Raw genomic sequence first — 20,598 nt, 5'->3', positions numbered from 1 at the left:
GATGAACGGCGGTCTCCATGAATGCAGTTCGCCCTTTTGATATCCGCTCCTTGAGATTGGCTTCGCTGAGAACGGGAAGTGCCCAATGGGACCGCATCCAGTCTCCATGTCGCTTTCGTACATTCTTCCGGTCGTCATTCTCTGGGTACTTGGGAACTTTCGTGATTCCCGGTGGATTCCAGGAATTCTGCTGGTGACGGCGAGACGTCAGCGGATAGGATGTCGCGCGCTGCTCGCGATGGCGGTCGGTGAGGTGTCGGGGTCGGCGGTGGGGGCGAGGGCGCCGTGATGGAGTTGCGAGAACATGCAATCCAGATTCGTCCTGCCCAAGGTCCTGAACGTGCGTTCGCTTTTTCAGGCCTGCGACGCTTACCGCGCGCCTGCAATATCCTCAAGCGATCACCACAAAGCGGTCCACGCAGCAGCGTGGACCCTCTTTCTTTTCTGTGGCGTTCGCGCCGGAGTCCGCATCCATGGCCACGAAGCGGACGTGCAGCGAGAAGCAGGTGCTTCGTTTTCCTGACAAGAAAAGTGTGGAGTGTGATGCCATGAACCGAGTCGGCAGAGACTCTCGCCGGTCGGCCCGGAGGTTTGTGGAGCCGCTGGTGCGCATAGGGTTATCCGTTCTCTTGCTGGCCGGCGGCGTCGTGGGAGCGACGACCGGCCCGGCCGCCGCTTCGACCGCCGACGGCACGCTGACGGTTCAGGTGCTGCGCGACTTCTTCGGCACCGGCGTGCTCAACACGACGATGGACGTCCCACAGCGGGGCATGAAGGTGGAGATCTCCGATCCCGCTGGGCACGAGGTCACCGGCGTCACGGATGCCACCGGAAAGGTCGTGGTGCCGCGGTCGGCCGTGTTGAGCGGCGGCCAATACCGCGTCGACGTCAGCATCCCGGCCCCGTACAGCGACTACCTGCGGGCGGCTCCTGCCTCGACGGCGGACAACCACTTCGACAGCTTCACGTCGTTCGTGGATGTGTCGGACGGAAAGAACGCCTCGGTGGTGACGGGGGTGTGGGACCCGGCCGACTACGCGCTCCCGGACTCGCGGTACTTCGTACCGGTCCACAACGGCGCCAACGGGACCGACAACCGGGCCTTGGTGGCCTTCGGGACGAAGACCCGGGGCACATGTCCCGCAGATGTGGCGTGCCCGGCCACGCTGGCCACGCAGGACCAGGTGGGCACGACGTTCGCGTTGGCCTACGACACGCACCGGAGCCGGCTGTTCCAGAGCGCGTTCGCCCGCCGGTACGCCCCGTACGGGCCGCAGGGTGGGGGCGCGATCTACACGGTGCCGGTCAGCGGCTCGGGTGCGCCGGAGCTGTTCGCGCGGGTGCCGGACGCCGCGGTGACGCGGCACGACACCGCCAACATGATCAAGGATTCCGGGTTCACCGACGCACCGGGCAAGGAGAGCATCGGTGGCCTGGCCCTGTCGGAGGACGGCTCCACGCTGTATGCGGTGAACCTGCGGACCCGCAGCCTGGTGAGCTTCGACGCGACAGGGGCCACCGCCGCGGCGCCCGAGTCGACGGTTCCGATCCCGGACCCGGGGTGCGCGAGCCCCGATGACTGGCGGCCGTTCGGTCTCCAGGTTCACAACAACACGCTGTACGTCGGCGGTGTGTGCAGCGCGGAGAGCACGCAGCAGCGCGCGGACCTGAAAGCCTTCGTCTCCACCTACGACGGCAAGCGGTTCACCACGGTGCTGAGCCACCCGCTCACGGACAAACGCGGCAGCGTCTTCGGTTCCGGCGACAAGGCCACCCACTGGAACCCGTGGAACACCAGCCTGGACACGTGGGACGACCGGAAGGCGGGGGGCGTCTTCATTGATCCACAGCCTGAGCTGGCTTCCCTCGCTTTCGCCCGGGACGGCTCGATGATCCTGGGTTTCCGCGACCGGTTCATGGACGTGCTCAGTTGGGGAGGGCTGGACCCTCGCCCGGGGAACGACACGGCGGAAAACGCCATGTCCGGTGGTGACATCACCATGGTCTGCGCCACTCCCACCGGTGAATACGAGTGGGAAGGCACCGGGAGCTGCCCCAACCACGCCACCTCCGCCAACAATGGCGGCCAGCCCGCCGATGTCGTCGAATACTTCCCGGGCGACTTCTACGCCAACGCGCACCAGGAGACCGCGCTGGGGTCGGTGGCCTATATCCCGCAGCAGCAGTGGGTCGTCAGCACGGAGTTCGACCCGGTCGTCAACGTCGCGACCTCAGGGACCGGTTATCACGACATCACGACCGGTCAGGGCCCGGGCAACAACCCGACCGCCAACGGGTTCCAGTTCGTCAGCCGGGAACAAGGCGGGTTCGGCAAGGCCGGTGGGCTCGGTGGCATCGCCTACGCGGCCGCGAACGCGCCGATCCAGATCGGCAACGTCGTGTGGTTCGACGGCGACCACAACGGGATTCAGGACCCGGGGCATGTGCTGCTGCCGGGGGCGACGATCAACCTGCTGGACGCGGACGGCAAACAGGTCGCCACGACCAGGACCAATGCCGCCGGTGAGTACTACTTCGGTGGTGTCGGCGCTGAGTACCAACTCGCACCAGGTGCGAAGTACACGGTTCAGTTCGACGTGTGCACCGCAGATACCGGCAAGGTGCCCGGCCGGCCCTCGGCGGACGAGCTGCGGTTCACGCTCCCGCGAGCCGGTGCCAGCCGTGCGCACGACTCCAATGTGACACCACCGACCACCGGGCGGCTGTGCAACGGCCACGCGTCTGTCACGGCGCCGGACAAGCCGGGCGGCGTCGACCACACGATCGACGCCGGTGTGTACATCCCGAAGGCCACGCCGACTCCGACACCTACTGAGACACCTACCCAGACGCCGACTCCGACTCCGACACCTACCGAGACGCCGACTTCGACGCCCACCGAGGCGCCGACTTCGACGTCGACTTCGGCCCCGACCTCGACCTCGACGCCGAGTTCGCCACCGGCCGCGACACCGCCGCCACCCGCGCCGCCTGCCCACCGCCCGGCCCCTGCCGGTGGGCGCAGGGGTTCGATGGCACACACCGGAATGTCCGGACTGCCACAGATGATCGCCCTGGTCGGTCTGCTGGTGGGTGCGGGCCTGGTCATCGTGATCAGGAGCCGGAAGCACCGCGCCCAGAAACACTGAACGAACCGAACACAGTGATCTGCCTGCCCGCGGTCCGGATGACGCGGGCAGGCGGATCACGTCCCGGCCGGTCCACGAGGGCCGGCCTTGGCGTCGCCTGTCACTGGGCTGCCGAGTGCCTCCGCGACCGTGCGGCGGCCGAGCAGTGCGGTGATCGAGAGGGTGGATCAGAAGAGTGTCAGCGTCGAGCCGTGTACAGCGCGGGAGACTCCAGCAAGCTCTACCGGGCCGTGCGGCTGACCGGCGCCGATGGCTGCGGCCACGCCGCGCGGCAGCCGTCATCGGCGTGGCGGCCGTCGCGGTGGCCGCGTTCCTGGTCGCCGACGGCGGCTCCGGTCCCAGCGGTCCGCGCGCACTGACTTCGGACGAGGTGAACCGGCTGGCGATCACGCGGTTCCGTAACTACCAGGCGCACGGCCGCGCGGTGACGATCACCGTGCCCGGCACCGCCGGCAGGCTGATCATCACCGGGTCCGTCGACTACCAAGGCAAGCGCGGCTACGGCGTGGTGCACGGCACCGGGCGCGACACAGCCAGCGACGGCCTGATCGGGTGGACGGCCACCTCGGTGTCTGTCCACCCGATGGCGAACGCCCCGGCGCACGCACCCGCGTCGCCGCCCCGCTCGGCCTGGCACAGCCGTCCGCTGCTGTCCTCCGGTAGCGCGCTGGACAGTTCGCTGACCATCGCGCTCAAGCTCGGCAGCGACCGGCCGGACAATGCCCAACTGCTGCCGCAGAACGGCGCCGCCTGGTGGGGACGAGACCAGGTGGACGGGCATCCGGTGGACGTCATGACCGGGCCGTCCTCCCCTGACCGCTCCGGTACGGCGGGCAACGTGCGTTACTGGGTCGGCTCGGACGGCACCATGTACCGGGTCCGCGTCAGCGTGGCTTCCGAGTCGCAGCCGGTGCTTATCGATTTCGACACCCAGGAGTACGTTCCGGTCAAACCGGTACCCGGAGCCACCCCGGCCCGGTAGCCGCTGCTCAGGACGTCTGCACCCGCGCGTGCGCGGCGAGCAGGGACGCTGACGGCAGTGGGATGCCTGCCGTCTTCGGCAGGGCCGGAACGGCCGGGACGGTGGTGGCGCCCGTAGTGGCGGCGTGGGGGAACTGCGGCTGTGGACCCGGCGCTGCGACCTCGGTGAACGGGATGCCGCCTGGCGCCGTCGGCATCGCCCACTTACCGGCCGGCGAGGGCGACTTGGCCCGCAGTGGACAGGACTCGGTGGTCGCGAGCCGGGCGGGCACGGTGGTGCGCATATTGTTGCCTCGCAGGCAGTTGCCCCGTCCCCGTGTGGCGGTGGGGAACGTCCAGCCGACGTCGATGCCGTTGCGGGTGAACGTGTTGTCCACGATCTGGTTGCCGACCGGAGGCACGTCGGCGGTTGCGGTGATCACCAGCCCGGCGTTGCTGTTGTCGGCGATGCGGTTGCGGAGGAATTCGTTGTCGCTGCCGCCGTCGATCCCGATGCCGGTGCCCCACCCGCCGTCGGCCTGCTCCGGGGTGGCCCGCTGCTGGTTGGCAGCGATCAGATTGCCGGCGATGAGGGCGCCCCGCTGTGGGAGCAGCTTCTCCTGGTGGTCGGAGTCGGTGGTCAGGCCGACTCGGTTGCCGACCAGGCGGTTGCCGACCACGTACATGTCCTCGCTGGCGTTGGTGCCTTCGTAACCGATCGCGTTGAGTTCGGCGATGTTGTCCCGCACCACGATGCGACAGGGCTTGCACTGTCCGACGTAGATCCCCGAGTCGGCCCCGCCGGACGCGTACGAGCGCTCGATGACACCGTTCTGTGCGGAGAACGCGTAGATGCCGTACAGGCCGTTGCGGGTCGCGGTCACGTGGGAGACCAGGAACGACTTGAGGAAGGTGACCGGCTCATCGCCGGTGTCGTAGCCCCCGGAACGCCCCGGTAGCCCGGCGACCGCTTTCGCCGAACCGGTCACCAGGACCCCGTTCTGCGTGTTGTTCTGCACGGTCAGGTTCTCCACGGCCACCCCGGGCGCGGTGACGACAATGCCGTTCGGTTGCTGCAACCGCCCGTCGATGACGACCTTGTCCCGGGACTCACCACGCAGAGTGACCCGAGGCGTGGAGACCTTCACCGACTCGTGGTACCCGCCCGGCGCGACCAACACCAGGTCGCCGGGGCGAGCGAGAGACACCGCATCCGAGATCGTCGGGGCGTCAGCCGGGACTCTGATCGTCACGTGTGCGCCGGGTGGTCGCCGGCCGTGGTTCGACCCGTCGTCGCCGGGTCCGCAGCCCGCCAGTACGCAGGTCAGTGTGCTCAGTAACGCGACCATCACGCGAAGACGGAGACGAGGCATGGCGTCATCCTGGCATCAAGCCGTGCTGTACGAAGGCCGACCAACTCGCCTTCCCCAGAACGGATATGGCATTCGGCGAACTCGCCCTCCGCCGGAACGGATATGGCATTCTGCACGCCGTGAGCCGAGCCGACTCCTCTCCTTCACGCCGCGCGTTCATCGGTGCCACCGGGGCCATGGCCACCACCGGGCTCACCGCTGGGTGCGAATCGCCTGGACCTCAGCCAAGCCGGCGTTCTTCCCCCGCTTCGCCCACACGGGTGCGGCCGACCGGCCGCCATCAGGCAGGCATCACGCTCCCGCAACCGGCCCAGCCGAACCTCCTGGCGGTGGTGGCCGACCTCGGTGAAGCCGTGTCCGTCGGCCCGCTGCTGGCCGAACTCGGTCAGGCCGTTCACGCGCTCACCACCGGAACCGACCCACGACTGCTGGGCCTGCCGCCGGGCGATCTCACCGTGACGATCGGGGTGGGCCCACGGCTGGTGCGCATGGCCGATCCCGCTCTGCCCGGCGCGGCCGACCTCCCCCGGTTCTCCCGCGAGAAGATCGCCCCGCAGGCCCGCGGCGGGGACCTGTTGATCCAGATCTGCGCCGGCGACCCCTTGCTGTTACCGGTCGTCGCCACCGCGCTTCTGGAGCAGGCCGGTCACCGGATACGTGAACGCTGGCGGCAGTCCGGACGTCGCGGCCCGAACATCCCCGTGGACAAAGGCATCTCCGTGCCACGAAACCTGCTCGGCTTCATCGACGGCATCGTAGGCCCGCACACTGTGGCCGAACACCAACGCCACCTGTGGCTGGCCGGACCGGCTCCCGTAGTCGGCGGCACGATCGCCGTAGTACGGCGCATGGAACTCGACCTGCCGCGGTTCACCGCGCTCTCCGTCGCGGACCAGGAGGCGGTCTTCGGCCGGCGCAGAGCCACCGGCGTGCCCCTCTCCGGCGGGACCGCGGCCTGGGACCCGAACCTCGGCGCCAAAACACCGGACGGGCGCTACCTCATCCCGGCCGACGCCCACGTCCGCCGGGCCAACCCCAACGCGGTCGGCGTCGGCCTCATGCTCCGCCGCTCCTACAGCACCGACGCGCCCACCCCCGGCCTGCTCTTCATCAGCTTCCAGAACGACATCCGCACGTTCACCAACACCCTTGCCCACATGGATGATTCCGACGCCCTGCTGCGATTCACCACCACCACCGCCAGCGCAACCTTCCTCATCCTCCCGGGCTTCGACCGACAACACCCGCTCGGCGCCAAGACGTTCCCCTGAGCAGGCCGACGACGGCGCCGTGGCCGTCAGCCGGGGCGGAAGCAGGGTGGCCGTCTACGACGCGGTGACCCACGCGGTGCCCACCACCCTGCTCCTGCCCGGCATCGGCACCCTGCACGACCTGCCCAGAGCACACGCGCTCCTGCAGTCGCCCCGGCGCCAGTACGTTTCGACCAGGGCCGGGGCGCCCCGAGCCGGTGGTGTCGTCAGCCGAGCAGGGTGCGGGCGGTCTCCAGGGCCAGGCGCAGCTCCAGTGTGCTGCCTGCGGTGGTGGCTGCAGGCAGCAGTTCCTCGGCGCGTTTGACCCGGTAGGTGACGGTGTTGCGGGCCACGTGCAGGGTGCCGGCCGCGGCCCGCAGGCTGCGTTCCTCTGCCAGGTAGACCCGCAGGGTCTCGCGCAGCTCTTGTACCCGGGTGCCGTCGGAGGCCAGGGGGCCGAGGACGTCGTGCACGAACCAGCGGGCGTGCTCGGGGTCGGCGGTGGCCAGTGCGACCAGGCGTACCTCGTGGTAGTCGGTCAGCCAGTCGCCGGGGGCGAGCCGGGCGATGCGTTCCGCCTCGCGTGCGCCGTAATGACTGCGGCGCATCCCTGCCGAGCCGTGCGCGGGCGGGCCGAGGGCGAGGCGCACTCCGGGAGCGCGGTCGACTCCGGCGCGTACGCGGTCGGGGAGGCCGGCGAGGTTGTCGGGGGCGTGCAGCCACAGCCAGGCGCTGGTCCCGGTGGCAGGGATCAAGAGTGGGTGGCCGGTGCCGACCGTGCGGGCCAGCGCGGCCGCCGTGTGCTGGAGCCGCTCCGCTGCGGGCAGTGGGTCCTCGGCGTTGTCGCACCACAGCACGGCGGCCAGGTGCGTTCGGGCGACGTCGTAGCGCAGCCGCCGGGTGGCGGCTTCCGGTGCCACCGGGCGGGCGGCCAGCAGGTCGTCGATGGTCTTGCGGCGGGCGGCTTCGTCGCTGCCGCGCCAGCGGTCGCGTTCGGCGATGTAGGACTCAGCGATCAGGCTGGCGTGGGTGTCGGCGTGGGCGAAGAGTTCGTCGGTGATCCGGCGCAGCTCTGTGAGGCGTTCGTCGACCGGGACGTACTGCTCGACGGCCGAGGTGAGTTCCTGGGTGAGCCTGGCGTGGCCGAGCCGCACCCCGCGCAGGACCCGGTCGAGTGCGACGCCCCGGCGTGCGAACTCGCGGCAGCCCTCCAGGGCTTCGTCGGGCATCGCGGCATCCGCGCAGGTGGTCTCGGTGAGCAGTAGCCGCAGGGCGGCCAGGACTGTCGACTCGGTGGAGCGTCGCAGGGTGGCCAGAGACGCCGGGCCGCCGCCATGTTCGGGAACCTGTTCCAGGACTTCCGCGGCCATGGTGTCGGCGGTCTGCACGGCCCACCGCACGGGGTCGGGCCCGAGGACGGCGGTCATGGCGGTCACGGCGGCCGGGGCCAGCACCGGCTCGTGGTGCGGACGGTCCTGGTCCGGCTTGAGCTGTCTGAGCCACTGCCGTGTCATGAGCGCCTCTCTTCGGGGCCTTGGTGCCGGGGCCGTTGACCGCACCGCTGCCGACTCTCCCACCCACCCCTATCACCGGTCCGTGCCATCCGCCGGGACCGGCCCTCCCTCCCGGTGCGCACGGGAGGGAGGGGGTTTTCTCACCCGGCGGGCGACACGGCGGCGGACGCGGCCAACTCCTGCCGCAGCGCTGCCACCAAGCCAGGCACCTGCTCCGTTCGAGGCGCACCACCGAAAATGTAGTGATCCGGACGCAGCAGCAGGGCCCCCTGACCACATCGTTCCAGGTGGGAGCGGTAGGTGCCGTCGAGGTCGACGACATCGGCCGGCCCGTTCGCCGCGGGGTCGCTGGTGACCCGCAGGAGACGGATGCCGAGCCGCTCGCACCAGCCGAGGGTCTCGTCGTCGAGCACAGCGCGCGGGTCCTCGGCGCCGAGCAGGGCGAAACCGGTGCCGACGGATTGATCGAAGAGCCCGGTGCGGCCGCGGAAGCGCACCCGGCCCTGGCCGCCGAGCTGTCCGGCCGGGGCCTGCGGTGTGCCGTCCGTGCCCTGCTGGAGCAGCCCTGTGGTGAGGATCTGCGGGGGCATGTCCGCCAGCGGGTCGCGGCCGGCCTTCCGGTCGGCGAGCATCCGTGCGTCGCGCAGTGCGGCGGCGGTGCGGTCGGGTTCGCAGATGATGCCGCCCAGGAAGACGGAGAGTTCGATGGCGTGCCGCAGGTGCTGGGAGCGTTCCGTGGTGTAGGTGTCCAGCAGGGTCTCGCCGGCCTCGCTGCGGAGCACGAGGTCCAGTTTCCAGGTGAGGTTGGCGGCGTCGCGGATGCCCGAGCACATGCCCTGGCCGGCGAACGGCGGCATCTGGTGGGCGGCGTCACCGGCCAGGAACAGGCGGCCTTCGCGCCAGTTCTCGGCCCAGCGGGCGCGGAAGGTGTAGACGGTGTGCCGCTCCAGGGTGGCGTTGCCCGGGTGCAGGTCCCAGGCGGCCAGCAGCCGCCAGGCGTTCTCCGCGCTGCCGAACTCGGTGGATGACTCGCCGGGCAACAGCATGAACTCCCAGCGGCGCCGGCCCGGCCCGCCGGAGACCGCCGTGGTGGGCCGCAGCGGGTCGCAGACCTGGAGGTTGCGCGGGGTGAAAACGCGGTCCGCCTCGTGCGGGAGGACGTCCAGGACGAGCCAGTCGTGCTGGAAGCCGCGGTCGGTCATCGTTGTCGTCATCCGGGAGCGGACGAAGCTGTTGGCGCCGTCGCAGCCGACGACGTAGCGCGCGCGAAGCGTGCGGTGTGTGCGCACGCCGCTGCGGAGCACCGGTTCGTCCCCGGCGCTCTCGGCGACGGTCAGCGCGACCCCGGACGCGTCCTCGGCGAGGTCTGTGGCCTCCCAGCCGCGCAGCACCTCGACCCCCGGGGTGCGACGGGCCTGCGCCTCCAGAGCACCCTCCAACTGCGGCTGGGTGAAGATGTTCATCGCCGGCCAGCCAGAGTGTCCGGTGTCCTCGAACGCCAGCCGCAGCAGGGTCTCGCCGTCACCGTTGCGCCATTCGTAGTCCGCGGCCGGCTCGCTGAACGCGGGCAGCGCGTCCGCCAGGCCCAGTGAGGCCAGGATGCGGGCGATCTCGTGGTCGAAGACCACCGCCCGCGGCAGCGGATAGGGATGTGGCCAGCGATCGACGAGGCCCACTCGCCGTCCCCGCGCCCCGAGCTGTATCGCGGTGGTGAGCCCGACCGGCCCGGCGCCGATGACCAGCACGTCGTACGTGCCCTCGCCGATGTCGTCGGCTGCGGCATGGACGCATTCCGGTGCCGTCACCGTCGCGCCGCCCGCTCCGGTGTCCGTGTGGTTCTCGTTCATGGTGTCCTCCTGCCGTACGGGTCGTCAGTTCGCGTCATGGGCGCCGGTCATCAGCGCGGCGAGGTCCTCGGGCTCAAGGAAGGAGGGCGGGACCGGCGGGCCCCAGTTGTAGAGCGAACGGGCGTCCTCCCACACCCTGGGCGTCCACAGCTGGTCGTCGACGATGCAGTCCATGTCGGCGAAGTACTCGGAGAAGTTGCCCGCCGGGTCCTTGAGGTACCAGAAGAAATTCGAGCCGACGTGGTGGCGGCCCAGGCCCCAGACATGGCGTTCGGGGTGGCCCGCCAGCATGCGCGTCGCACCGCGCCCGACCTCGTCGACGTCGTCGACCTGCCAGGAGGAGTGGTGGAGGAAGGGGATCGGGGCCTGCTGCACCAGGACGTTGTGGTGGTCGGTGGAACACCGCAGGAAGGCGGCGCCCGGGACCAAGTCGCTGACCTTGAATTTTAGGCCCTCCGTGAAGAACCGCTGCGAAGTGGGCTGGTCGGTCGACCCGAGTACCACGTGTCCCAGGCGGCGCGGCCGGACGGCGCCCTCGCGCAGGACCGCCGGTGCCCGGCCGTCGGGCCGCTCGGTACGGCCGGGCCCGTTGTACGCCGTCGGCTCGGCGGCAGGCTGTACGAGGCGGGGTTGGATCTCGACGGTGACAGTCACCTCGGTCCCCGGGTCCACCGCGCGCAGACAGTGCCCGTCGCGGACGTGGGGCACCTCCAGGCGGTCCAGGGCGGCGCCGATACGACCGAGGTCGTCGGCGTCGTCGACGGCGACGACCAGCTCGTCCAGCCGGCGGCGGTCGGCGTGCACGATCTTCAGCTGCTCGCCGCCGTCGGCCGAGGCGAAGCGCCCGCAGCCGAGCGCGGTGAGCCCGAAGTCGGCGTAGTAGTCGTGGGTGGCATCGACGTCGGGCACACCCATCGTGATCCGGGCGAGACGGTGCAAGGGCATGATGGCTCCTTGAAAGCAGGGGACGGGGAGGCCGGAGGTCAGGCGCCGGGGCCGTCGGGGTAACCGGGGCCTGCGACCAGCCGGTTGCGGAGTGCGCCGATGCCCTCGATCCAGCTGTGCAGTTCCTCGCCGGGAGCCAGGAAGCGGCGCGGGGTGCGGGCGCCGCCGACACCGGCCGGGGTGCCGGTGAAGACCAGGTCGCCGGGCAGCAACGGGCAGACGGCGGAGAGCCACGCGATCTGCTCCGCGACCGGGAAGACCATCCGGCCGGTGCGCGACTCCTGCATCGTCTCGCCGTCGACAGCGCAGCCCAGGGACAGGTCGTCGGGGTCGGCGAACTCGTCGGGTGTGACCATGACCGGACCGGTCGGACTGAACCCGGGGAACGACTTGCCGAGCGAGAACTGCGGTGCCGGTCCGTGGAGTTGAATACGGCGTTCCGAGAGGTCCTGGCCCAGGGTGAGACCGGCGATGTGCTGCCAGGCGTGCTCCGCGCGCACCCGGTGGGTACGGCTGCCGATGACCGCGACCAGTTCGACCTCCCAGTCCACCGTGGCGCTGGGCAGCTCGACCGTTTCGTACGGACCGGCCAGCGACGTCGGGTACTTGGTGAAGACGGCCGGGCGGTCGGGGATGTCGAGGGCGGACTCCTCGATGTGGTCGGCGTAGTTCAGCGCGACGGCGAACACCTGACGCGGGCGGGGCACAGGGGCGCCGAGCCGGCGCTCCTCCAGTGGCATCCGCTCGGCCTCCTGCGCGGCTGGGGTCCGTGCCCAGGCGGTGAACTCCGCCCAGTGCTCGAAGACGGCCTGCGGGTCGGACGGGAAGCGGCCGTCACTGGCCTTCTCCACGTCGACCACCCCGTCGTCGTGAACGAGGACCAGACGGTTGCCGAGATTTGCTGTGCGCATGGCGCACCACCTCCAGGGAGGAAGAAGGGAAGGGGGAAGGGGGGAGGGGGAAGGGGGAAGAAACGGGAAGCCTGACGCCGCGGGACCCGGCGCCGGCACGGGAGATCGGCTCCGGCGGTCGCGCGGGCTCAGCTCCGCGCCCTGCGCCACCGCAGGCGCTGACGTGCTCCGTCATCCGTGGTGGCCGTCAGCACCAGTTCGTCCGGCTCGCTGTGGACGGCCCGCTCCAGGGTGGTTCCCACCCACGGCCCGTAATGGCTCGCGATGACGTGATGCCGCACCGAACCGTCCGGCATCCGCTCCCAGCGCCCCGCGTACGCCGCGGTCCCGCCGGACACCCCCGCCTCATCAGCGACTTCGGTCCGCGCCGTGGCCCCACCGGAGATGGCCGGATCGCTCGTCAGGAGGGCGCTCATCCAGCCGTCACGGGTGTACAGCAGCATCCCGCCGGGCCGGTCGCCCAGCGGCCTGGTCTCCTTCCCGGCTCGCTCGACCGAGCAGTGCACCAGACTCCAGCCACCGATGATCTCGTCCACGTCCACACACGCCTCACAGGTTCCGTTCCGGACAGGTCCGGCCGTGACCGAGCGCACAGGGGCACCACAAAGCAGCGCCCGGCCCGGCCGGATCGTGGGTGACCGAAGCCGCCCACGTCCCTAGCCAACCCCGGCGCGCACCCGCTCTCCTCGGTCTGCGAGCCCAAAGAACCGGCCCGCGTTTGCGCCCAGTGGCTCCCTCACGGCGCCGACGGGCGGTGGATGTCGACTCCGCGGCGCACAGCCGGCTCAGTGCGGATTCGAGTGGTCGGCGAGTCGTTCCGGTCCCGTCAGCCGACGCCAGATGTGCCCCACCTCCGGAGCCGATCCAGCGACGCACCAAGGGCACGCGGACGTCGCTTCGCCGTCTGAGGGGAGGTGCTCGTCGAGACACGCGCGGGCCGGTTCGTCCGCGAGCACTTCGAGGCGATGGTCTTCACCCACCTCGCCGAGGAGCTACGCACCGGGGACGTCGCGGTGGTCGGCTCAGAGGTGTACGCCGACTGGTCCGAGCAGACGCTCGCACGGGAGGACGTCCAGGAGAAGCCGGCCAACTACCTGGTGGCGGTCGGACTGTGCGAGGAGGGCGAGGCGGGTAGGTGCAGGTCCATTCAGTCGTAGGCGGTCCGGCCGGAGGTACCTCCTGTGCCTCCGGCCGGACCGGCCTGTTCTTCGGCCTGGGGCGAGCCCCGGGGCCCGAATGCTTCCGGTCACCGTGTGTTGGGCTATGCGATGGCTGGTCGCGCTCGCACCCGGCGCCACGGACGAGCCACGGGTAGGCGCGGACGTGAGCGGCGGCCTGTGCCGAGCGTCTCTGTGGACGAAGGCCGGATGTGAGGGCCCGGCTAGGCTTCGCTCCGCTTCTCCAGGCGGCTGCCGCGTGGAAGGGTGACGGACATGATGTCGCTGGGGGCGTCCCGTGCGATACGGTGCCATCGCCCGCGCGGGACGATGACCGCCGTTCCCGCCGCCAGCTTGATCTCCTCTTCCTTCTCGCCCGGCTGCTGCGGGCGGAGGCATAGACGTATCCCGCCGCTGAGGCAGCACACGATTTCGTCCGCGGCGGAGTGGACTTCCCAGTGGTCGGCGTGGACGTCGGCGTCGGTCTCCACATGGAAGGTCATCAACTGCCAGCCGTCCCGCCCGGGGTCGAACACGGGTTGTGTGACGCGTACCTGGCCGCTTGGCCAAGGCGGATGAAGGAGGCGAAGAGATCGATCGGGGCAACGGTCGTGCCGACACATCCATTCTGCGGTCTTCGTTCATCTGGTCAGGTGTAGGGCTTGGGGCCTGCCTGGTTGGCCCGGCCGCCTACGGGGCCAGGGCTCGGCGAGCTTGTCCGCTGCGATACCTCAGCGGACAGGACCGCCGGCGAGCCGTGGAACGTACCGGGCCATTGGTGCAGCCTGACCGGGACGCCTGCCTGCAGCAGACGCAGTGCGTAGTCGATGCCTTCGTCGCGCAGCGGGTCAAATTCCGCGGTAGCGATGTAGGCCGGTTGCAGGCCGTACAGGCCGCGGCCGGGCCGCGGCCTCGGCGGCCCGGTCAGCCGTACATCGCCACGCGGTACAGAGCCGTAAGCGCGTCGTCGATGGGATGGGGCTGCGGCTTGCCGGAGGAGTCGAACCGGTTCCACCTCTGCAGGTTCACCGCGACCGCCATCTGCCGCTTGCCGTCGGCGCGGGTCATGGCCAGCGTTCCACCACCCCAGACCGTGCCGCCATGGCCCCAGAAGACGCCCTGCCCGGGACCCTCCATCGGGTACAGGCCGAGGCCGTAGTCGATCGTCTTTCCCTCCTGGGAGACGACCGGGACAGTGCGTTGCATCTGTGCCAGCGACGACGGACTGACGATCTCCCCGGCCAGCAGCATGCCGAAGAAGCGATTGAGGTCGGTGACGGTCGATATTAGCGAGGCAGAAGGGCCCGCGTATGACATGTCGAAGACGCTGTAGTCGCGCGGCGGGTCGATCATGCCGAACCATGCCTCGTAGAGCTGCGAGTGCGGGCCTTCGACGTACGGGCCGGCGGGGAATCCGGTGTCCCGGAGCCCGGCGCGGTCGATGACGTTCCGGGTGATGCATAACTCGGCCGTGGTGCCGCTCACCTCTTCCAGGAGCTGGGCGAGGAGCAGGTAGTTGGTGTTGGAGTACACGCCCGGAATGCCGCCTGGGGTGCCGACGGCAGGTGCGGTGACCCCCATCTCGATCAGTTCGGCGGGGTCGAACCGCGTGTGCCGGTGGTCGTCCAGGCTCTGCGGCCTGGTGTCCGCGGCGACGGGGAATGCCTTGAGGGAGGGGTAGGCGTACGGGAGGTACTCGGCGAGGCCGCTGGTGTGGTTGATCAGCATCCGGACCGTGATCGCGTCACCGCGTTCTCCGGGAACCAGCTTCGGAAGGTACCGGCCGATCGGTGTGTCGAGACCGATCTGACCGCTCTCGACCTGTTGCAGGACCGCTGCGGCGGTGAAGGTCTTGGTGATGCTGCCGACCCGGTGCCGCATGTCGGCGGTGACGGGACGGCCGGTGGCGACATCGGCGACGCCGGCAGCGCCGCGCCAGGCCTGGTCACCGTCTCGCACCTCGGCGAACAGGCCCGGTAGCCCCGCGCGGTGGACATCTTCGATGGCTGCGTTCAGCGCCGCGGAATCCAGTGGTCTCTTCACGTCATGCGTCCTTTCGTGTTCCCCGGGGTGAGCTCCGCATCGGTCGCTGACCCGGACAACAGGGCACGAGTGGCACGCCGGCCCGCCCAGCATGCTCATGTCCTCATTATGCACGCGGTGCGTGCAATGCCAAGTGCATAGGTTAGGCTGAGTCCGACGAGAGGGGCGAAATGACAGGTCGAAAGCGTTGGTCGACCGAGGAAATCCTGGATGTAGCAGTGGAGTTGCTGCGCGCAGGCGACACGGAGTCGTTCAGTGTGCGTAAGCTCGCCGCGACCCTTGGGACTGACTCCTCCAGCCTCTACCGGCACTTCCGCAGCAAGACAGAACTGCTGCGTGCGGTCGCCGACCGAATCCTCCTGGCTTCCATGGACGGCTACCGTCCCGAGGGTGACTGGAAGCAGCGCATCACCGCCCTGGCCCTGCGCGTGAGGGAGGCGTTCGGCCGGCAGCCCCAGCTCGCCGCGGTCTGGGGACGGTACGCGTCGGGGGGCGCCGGTTCCCGGCTGGTCGTGGAAGAGGTACTGCAGGCCCTGCGCGCGTCGGGACTGCCCGACGAGGAGATCCCGGCGCGTTACCACCGGCTCGCGGTCCTTATCGCCGCGCTGATCGCCTCCGAGGCGGGAGTCAGCACCATCACTTCGGAAGAGTACGAACAGGGCATGGAACTCTTCCGCGTCACGGTGCTCGGCGCCGACCCAGAACGATTCCCTGCCCTGGCCTCCTTCGCCCGCGAGGTCCGCCCCCTGGGGGTGGATCGCGGCGCCGCGTTCGAAGAGATCCTCGCCGCCTACCTCGCCCACATCGAGGCCGCAATCTGACCGAGCTAGCCGATCGGCTCGTGAGCGTCGGCAAACGATCCTTTGAAGGCAGGGCGGCAGCGTGCCCAATGAAACCGTGTGATCCGGGGCCGTGGCGGCTCGAATCACGTCAGATCCGATGCTGATTGACGACTGCCCTACTGCTTGTTCTGGGTGTTGAAGGATGCCCGGGCCGCGTGTTCCTGTGCGAGGGCCTCGTGTCGGCTGGTCCAGGCGGTGACCTGCCGGAGCAAGGCGAACTCCGTGTTCAGGGTGGTGGCGGAGGTTGTGCGGGTGTCGGTGCTGATGGTGACCGGTACCCCGTCGGCCAGGAGCGGGGTGGCCGGATGGTTGGTGAGGCCCGGGACGGCACCGGTCTGCACGTTGCTGGTGGGGCACATCTCCAGGGTGATCTTGTCGGTGCGCAGCCGGTTGAGGAGTGCGGGGTCGGAGGTACAGCGGACGCCGTGGCCGATGCGCCGGGCGCCGAGGACGTCAATCGCTTCCCACATGCTTTCGGGGCCGGCGGCCTCTCCGGCGTGGACCGTGCAGGGAAGGCCGGCGCTGCGGGCGAGGTCGAAGGCGGCACGGTGGGGCTGGGCGGTGTACAGGGCCTCGTCGCCGGCGAGGTCGAGGCCGGCGACGACGTCCCGATGCCGCAGGGCGGTCTCGGCGACCGCGAGGCTTTCGTCCGGCGTTTGGTGGCGCAGGCAGCAGAGCAGCAGCCCGGTGCCCACGCCGGTGGCAGCACGGCCCTGCGCGAGCCCTTCGGTCACCGCCCGGACAGCTTCGTCGGGGGTCATGCCGTGGCAGCCGTGCAGTTGCGGGGCGAAGCGTGCTTCGCCGTAGACGACGCCGTCGGCTTTCCAGTCCTCGACCAGTTCCCGGGCGGCCCGGGTGAGGGCGTCGGGAGTCTGCAGGACCTGCAGGGGGAGGTCGATGTAGGTCAGGAAGGTGGTCAGGCTGCCGCAGTGGGCCGGGGCCACGACCAGGTCTTCCACCGGCCGGTCGAGGGCGATGCCCTGTTCGCGGGCGAGGTCGGCGACGGTGCCCGGGCGGACGGAGCCGTCGAGGTGGCAGTGCAGTTCGTAGCGCGGGGTTCGTGCGGTGGGGGTGCTCATGAAGTCGGTCCAGGTCACAGGGCGGAAGTGGCTGCGCCAGTGTGCGGCGAGCAGGCCGGAACGGGCCTGGCGACGGTGTCGAAGAGGAACTCCTTGAAACCGGCTTCGTTGACCCGGCGGACCAGGGTGATGTTGGCGGCGGGAGCGGAAACGCGCCGGTCGATGATCATCTGGCCGCGGGTGTCGTCGGTGACAGAGATCTCGACGTGGGCCTGCTCCTGCTCGGTGATCAGGCCGGGCTTGAGCGCCACGGACATGGCGACGGGGTCGGGCAGGTCGTAGCCGGCCAGTCCGGTGACGTCGCGGGCCCAGTCGGCCACGGTGCGGTTGATGCGGTGCGCGAACGTCGCCATCGGGGTGCCGAGCTGTTCCAGGCGCCGCTGGTCGGCTTCGGTCATGACGGCGTCCTTGCGGGAGACATCCCAGCCGATCCACGTGACCTTCTCAGGTGTGGCGGCCTGCGTGACGATCCGGGCGGCCTCGGGGTCGGCCCAGACGTTGAACTCGGCAGTGGGCGAGATGTTGCCGTGCAGGTCGGCCGCGCCGGCCATGCAGTACACGTGCCGGTAGCGGGTGAGCAACTCGGGGTCACGCAACAGCGCCGCGGCGACGTTGGTGAGCGGGGCCAGCGTGACCAGCGTCAGCTCTCCCGGGTGTTCGCGGGGGTAGGACAGCAGGGCCTCGACCGCGTGGGTGCTCTCGCAGACGCCGTTCGGGCCGGGCAGGCCGATGTCGCCCATGCCGTCCTCGCCGTGCACGTGCTGGGCGCTGGAAAGGGTCCGCATCATCGGCCGGGCGCAGCCGGGGTGGACGGGAATGTCGGTGCGGCCCGCGGTCTCAAGGGAGATCAGCGCGTTGCGGGTGCCGGTCTCCACGGGCACGTTGCCCGCCACCGTGGTCACCGCCCTGATGTCGCCCAGTCCGCTCGCGGCGGCGAGCAGAAGCGCTACCGCGTCGTCAGATCCGGTGTCCGTGTCAACAACCAGAGGAAGGGCAGGCATTGCCGTGCTCCTTTCGTACGAGTGGTGCGGGATGGGGTGCGGGTCCGTGCCTGGTCGGCGGGCCCGCATACGGGCGAGGCCACGCGGGCGGGGCGGGCCTCCTCGGGCGCCTAGTGTGGTGACGGCGAAGGCGACCGCGGACGTTGGTTGCCGCCCGGGCAAGGGGGCGGCCGTGGGTGAGTTCGGCGGCGAGCGCGCCGCAGAAGACGTCCCCGGCGCTGGTGGTGTCGATGACTGTCGCCGCAGGGGCAAGTCCGGCCAGGCAGGCAGCGTCCCGGCCGGGGCTGCGTTGTGCCGACCGAGGCACTGCGCAGGTTGGCGAGCGTCCTGAGTCCGTTGGCGTCGCCGCCGACCATCGCCACATGCGTGACGGCACCCATGGCGGCGGCAACCACGGCCTGATTGGCGCCCTTCCCACCGAAACCCTCCATACGGGAGGTCACCAGCGCTGTCCTCGCCGGGGGAGGGAAGGACGGGATAGCGCAGGATCGATCCGGTCGATGTTCACCGAGCCGACGGCCACCACGCGGCCTGGAGGTAATCCATTCACGCTTCATGTCTAATCGTTTAGATGGGACGATACAAGGGCTATGACGAAACGAGCAGGCAAGGCACCGACGCTGACGGACGTGGCCCGCGCGGCCGGGACCTCGACAGCGGTGGTCAGCTATGTGATGAACAACGGACCCCGGCCGGTCGCGCCAGAAACCCGCGAGCGGGTCCTGGCCGCCGCGGCAGAGCTGGACTACCGGCCCAACCGCATCGCCCGAGCCCTGCGTTCCCGCACCACCGGCGTGGTCGGCCTGATCCTGGCCGACGCTTCCAACCCCTACTTCGGCGCGCTGGCCCGGCACATCGAGCAGACGCTGGACCAGCACGGAAAGCTCACCCTGATCGGCAACGCCGGCTACTCGCCCGATCGGCAGAAGCACCTCGCCGACCGGTTCCTCGCAGCCCAGGTCGACGGTCTCATCATCGTCTCCGCTGATGGTGGCGCCGACATCGTCACACAGGCCAAGCGGGTCAGCGTCCCTGCCGTATACGTGCACAACCAGCCCGAGGAGGGACAGGTCCCGGCTGTGACCGCCGACAACGAAGCCGCCGTCCGGCAGGCCGTCACTCATCTGCGCAGCCACGGGCACACCCGGATCGCCTTCCTCGCCGGCCCGCACGACGCCGGCCCCGTCGGACGACGCCGCGCCATCTGGGAAACGGCCCTCGCCGGCACCGAGTCCCGCCTGCTCCGCTGCGATTACGCCCGGGCCGCAGCCGCCGCCCTGACCCAGCGCCTGATCGGCGACGGCGCCATGCCCCCCGCGCTGATCACCGCCACCGACGAACAGGCCATCGGAGTCCTTGCCGGGGCCCGAGCCGGCGCGCTGCCCGTACCCGACCGGCTGGCCGTCATCAGTCTCGACGGCGTCCCCGACAGCGCCTACACCGCGCCCTCCCTCACCGTCACCGAACAACCCTTGCAGACCATGGCCCAGCAGGCCGTCGACCTCCTCCTCGACGCCACTTCCCCCCAGCCCCCGGCACGCGCCTCCCTCGTCCTGCGCCACAGCTGCGGCTGCACACCCGCAGAGTGGCGGCGGCAGGCTCTCCCGTCGAAGGCAGCCCAGCCCTCTACCTAGCCAGTGAACTCCGGTGCGCGAAACCGGCATTCACCGCGACGACGGGACCTCACCCGGTGCCACCGACTCGGTGGGAAGAGTGCCCATCGAAGCTGAGCTGGACGCAGAGCCAGGCCGGGGCACTGGCGGCGAGACCGGACGCGGTGTGCTGCGGGCCAGGGCGGCGCGGACCTGCGCAGCGGGAGGCCCGTTCGGCGAAGGAGTCGGGGCGTCCGAGGGGGCGGCGCTGGTGTGGCTGACCTGGAACCGTTCCGCGGCCCGGCGCAAGGGCCAGCCGTCGTCGACGACGCACCGGGCCAGACGCAGCCTGCCGGTCGGCGTCAGCGGGGCGTTACGGTGGATCACGAGGGCCTCCTGCACTCGGCGTAGATGTCGCAATCCCCACCGAGCCAGAAGGCCCTCACCTCGTTCAAGCACCAACCAGGGCGTGTCACCTGTCACCAACGTGCCGGGACAACCCAACTAGGGCTTGTCCGGGCGATCATGCTCGTAGCCAGATGATGAGGGATGCGGCGGTTGCTGTACCGAGGTAGACGTAGCCGCGCTTGTCGTAGCGGGTGGCGACCGCTCTGGCGTTCTTGAGCCGGTTGATGGCCCGTTCGACGGTGTTGCGCTTCTTGTAGCGCTCTTCGTTGAAGCCGGGTGGCCGTCCGCCGCGGGAACCCTTGCGCAGGCGGGCGGCCTGACTGTCAGTCTTCTCCGGAATGGTGTGACGGATGCCCCGGCACCGGAGGTACTGACGGCAGGGAGGGCTCGGGGCCGCTCCACCCCAGGGCTTCCTCGACCTGACGGATGAGCCGGTGTTCCACAGCGCTCCTCTATGTGTGCCGGTCACGAGCGGCGGGGGGGGGGGGGGCGCCCCGCCCCCCCCCCGGGGGGGGGGGGGGGGGCCC

At 70.1% G+C, this 20,598-nt stretch carries 18 protein-coding genes and 3 pseudogenes; 6 read left to right on the top strand and 15 right to left on the bottom strand.

Going from position 1 to position 20,598, the window contains the following annotated elements; genetic code table 11:
• The first annotated feature begins 647 nt into the window (after nucleotides 1-647).
• A complete protein-coding gene (locus tag ACGFN2_RS19495; RefSeq protein WP_393362040.1) occupies nucleotides 648-3,149 on the top strand; it encodes an SdrD B-like domain-containing protein in 2,502 nt (833 codons plus the stop codon).
• A gap of 286 nt (nucleotides 3,150-3,435) precedes the next feature.
• On the top strand, nucleotides 3,436-4,131 hold the full coding sequence (locus ACGFN2_RS19490; protein WP_393361997.1) for a hypothetical protein: 696 nt from the start codon (nucleotides 3,436-3,438) through the stop codon (nucleotides 4,129-4,131).
• Between the two features lie 7 nt (nucleotides 4,132-4,138).
• On the opposite strand, the gene ACGFN2_RS19485 is transcribed toward ACGFN2_RS19490, so the two are convergent.
• Complete coding sequence (locus ACGFN2_RS19485) at nucleotides 4,139-5,482, bottom strand: nitrous oxide reductase family maturation protein NosD (RefSeq protein ID WP_393361994.1); 1,344 nt, start codon at nucleotides 5,480-5,482, stop codon at nucleotides 4,139-4,141.
• A 119-nt stretch (nucleotides 5,483-5,601) separates the two neighbouring features.
• Between ACGFN2_RS19485 and ACGFN2_RS19480 the strand changes: the two genes are divergently transcribed.
• Nucleotides 5,602-6,753, top strand: a complete 1,152-nt coding sequence (locus tag ACGFN2_RS19480; protein ID WP_362614748.1) for a Dyp-type peroxidase — start codon at nucleotides 5,602-5,604, stop codon at nucleotides 6,751-6,753.
• Nucleotides 6,754-6,959: 206 nt separating this feature from the next.
• On the opposite strand, the gene ACGFN2_RS19475 is transcribed toward ACGFN2_RS19480, so the two are convergent.
• From ACGFN2_RS19475 to ACGFN2_RS19455, 5 genes are all read right to left on the bottom strand, one after another.
• Entirely contained in the window at nucleotides 6,960-8,246 is a 1,287-nt protein-coding gene (locus ACGFN2_RS19475; RefSeq protein ID WP_393361991.1) for a PucR family transcriptional regulator, read from the bottom strand.
• Between the two features lie 140 nt (nucleotides 8,247-8,386).
• Nucleotides 8,387-10,093, bottom strand: coding sequence for a bifunctional 3-(3-hydroxy-phenyl)propionate/3-hydroxycinnamic acid hydroxylase (locus ACGFN2_RS19470; RefSeq protein ID WP_393361988.1), 1,707 nt, complete (start codon nucleotides 10,091-10,093; stop codon nucleotides 8,387-8,389).
• Nucleotides 10,094-10,117: 24 nt separating this feature from the next.
• Nucleotides 10,118-11,038 carry a VOC family protein gene (locus ACGFN2_RS19465; protein ID WP_393361985.1) on the bottom strand — a complete coding sequence of 307 codons (921 nt, stop codon included), beginning with the start codon at nucleotides 11,036-11,038 and terminating at the stop codon, nucleotides 10,118-10,120.
• Between the two features lie 38 nt (nucleotides 11,039-11,076).
• On the bottom strand, nucleotides 11,077-11,949 hold the full coding sequence (locus ACGFN2_RS19460) for a fumarylacetoacetate hydrolase family protein (protein ID WP_393361982.1): 873 nt from the start codon (nucleotides 11,947-11,949) through the stop codon (nucleotides 11,077-11,079).
• Nucleotides 11,950-12,077: 128 nt separating this feature from the next.
• Nucleotides 12,078-12,485, bottom strand: a complete 408-nt coding sequence (locus ACGFN2_RS19455) for a lipocalin-like domain-containing protein (protein WP_393361979.1) — start codon at nucleotides 12,483-12,485, stop codon at nucleotides 12,078-12,080.
• A gap of 378 nt (nucleotides 12,486-12,863) precedes the next feature.
• Here ACGFN2_RS19455 and ACGFN2_RS19450 point away from each other — a divergent pair, with 378 nt between their 5' ends.
• On the top strand, nucleotides 12,864-13,106 hold the full coding sequence (locus ACGFN2_RS19450) for a hypothetical protein (RefSeq protein ID WP_393361976.1): 243 nt from the start codon (nucleotides 12,864-12,866) through the stop codon (nucleotides 13,104-13,106).
• A 224-nt stretch (nucleotides 13,107-13,330) separates the two neighbouring features.
• Here ACGFN2_RS19450 and ACGFN2_RS19445 read toward each other — a convergent pair whose 3' ends face one another.
• From ACGFN2_RS19445 to ACGFN2_RS19435, 3 genes are all read right to left on the bottom strand, one after another.
• On the bottom strand, nucleotides 13,331-13,642 hold the full coding sequence (locus ACGFN2_RS19445) for a cupin domain-containing protein (protein WP_362614735.1): 312 nt from the start codon (nucleotides 13,640-13,642) through the stop codon (nucleotides 13,331-13,333).
• 113 nt (nucleotides 13,643-13,755) lie between these two features.
• On the bottom strand, nucleotides 13,756-14,121 hold the full coding sequence (locus ACGFN2_RS19440) for an alpha/beta hydrolase fold domain-containing protein (protein WP_393361973.1): 366 nt from the start codon (nucleotides 14,119-14,121) through the stop codon (nucleotides 13,756-13,758).
• The gene (locus ACGFN2_RS19435; protein WP_393361970.1) at nucleotides 14,031-15,149 is read right to left on the bottom strand and encodes a serine hydrolase domain-containing protein; all 1,119 of its coding nucleotides are present in this window, start codon (nucleotides 15,147-15,149) and stop codon (nucleotides 14,031-14,033) included. The genes ACGFN2_RS19440 and ACGFN2_RS19435 overlap by 91 nt, the downstream gene beginning before the upstream one ends.
• 170 nt (nucleotides 15,150-15,319) lie before the next feature.
• Between ACGFN2_RS19435 and ACGFN2_RS19430 the strand changes: the two genes are divergently transcribed.
• Nucleotides 15,320-15,970, top strand: a complete 651-nt coding sequence (locus ACGFN2_RS19430) for a TetR/AcrR family transcriptional regulator (RefSeq protein ID WP_362614952.1) — start codon at nucleotides 15,320-15,322, stop codon at nucleotides 15,968-15,970.
• Between the two features lie 137 nt (nucleotides 15,971-16,107).
• Here ACGFN2_RS19430 and add read toward each other — a convergent pair whose 3' ends face one another.
• The 4 genes and pseudogenes from add to ACGFN2_RS19410 form a co-directional block, all read right to left on the bottom strand.
• The gene (add, locus tag ACGFN2_RS19425; RefSeq protein WP_393361967.1) at nucleotides 16,108-17,070 is read right to left on the bottom strand and encodes an adenosine deaminase; all 963 of its coding nucleotides are present in this window, start codon (nucleotides 17,068-17,070) and stop codon (nucleotides 16,108-16,110) included.
• A gap of 14 nt (nucleotides 17,071-17,084) precedes the next feature.
• The gene (locus tag ACGFN2_RS19420) at nucleotides 17,085-18,071 is read right to left on the bottom strand and encodes a nucleoside hydrolase (RefSeq protein ID WP_362614957.1); all 987 of its coding nucleotides are present in this window, start codon (nucleotides 18,069-18,071) and stop codon (nucleotides 17,085-17,087) included.
• Nucleotides 18,046-18,435: a PfkB family carbohydrate kinase gene (locus ACGFN2_RS19415; protein WP_393362037.1), complete on the bottom strand. Its 390-nt coding sequence runs from the start codon at nucleotides 18,433-18,435 to the stop codon at nucleotides 18,046-18,048. Before ACGFN2_RS19415 ends, ACGFN2_RS19420 begins: the two co-directional genes overlap by 26 nt.
• A pseudogene (locus ACGFN2_RS19410) lies at nucleotides 18,374-18,628 on the bottom strand (PfkB family carbohydrate kinase); the annotation flags it as partial. The pseudogene ACGFN2_RS19410 and the gene ACGFN2_RS19415, both read right to left, overlap by 62 nt.
• Nucleotides 18,629-18,661: 33 nt before the next feature.
• Between ACGFN2_RS19410 and ACGFN2_RS19405 the strand changes: the two are divergent.
• The gene (locus ACGFN2_RS19405; RefSeq protein ID WP_393361964.1) at nucleotides 18,662-19,705 is read left to right on the top strand and encodes a LacI family DNA-binding transcriptional regulator; all 1,044 of its coding nucleotides are present in this window, start codon (nucleotides 18,662-18,664) and stop codon (nucleotides 19,703-19,705) included.
• Nucleotides 19,706-19,927: 222 nt separating this feature from the next.
• On the opposite strand, the pseudogene ACGFN2_RS19400 reads toward ACGFN2_RS19405, so the two are convergent.
• A pseudogene (locus tag ACGFN2_RS19400) lies at nucleotides 19,928-20,050 on the bottom strand (IS481 family transposase); the annotation flags it as partial.
• 136 nt (nucleotides 20,051-20,186) lie between these two features.
• A pseudogene (locus tag ACGFN2_RS19395) lies at nucleotides 20,187-20,447 on the bottom strand (IS5/IS1182 family transposase); the annotation flags it as partial.
• Nucleotides 20,448-20,598: the final 151 nt, after the last annotated feature.

The organism is Streptomyces sp. NPDC048612, from assembly GCF_043199295.1.
Taxonomy (GTDB): Bacteria; Actinomycetota; Actinomycetes; order Streptomycetales; family Streptomycetaceae; genus Streptomyces.
This window is presented reverse-complemented; position numbering and strand designations above follow the sequence as displayed.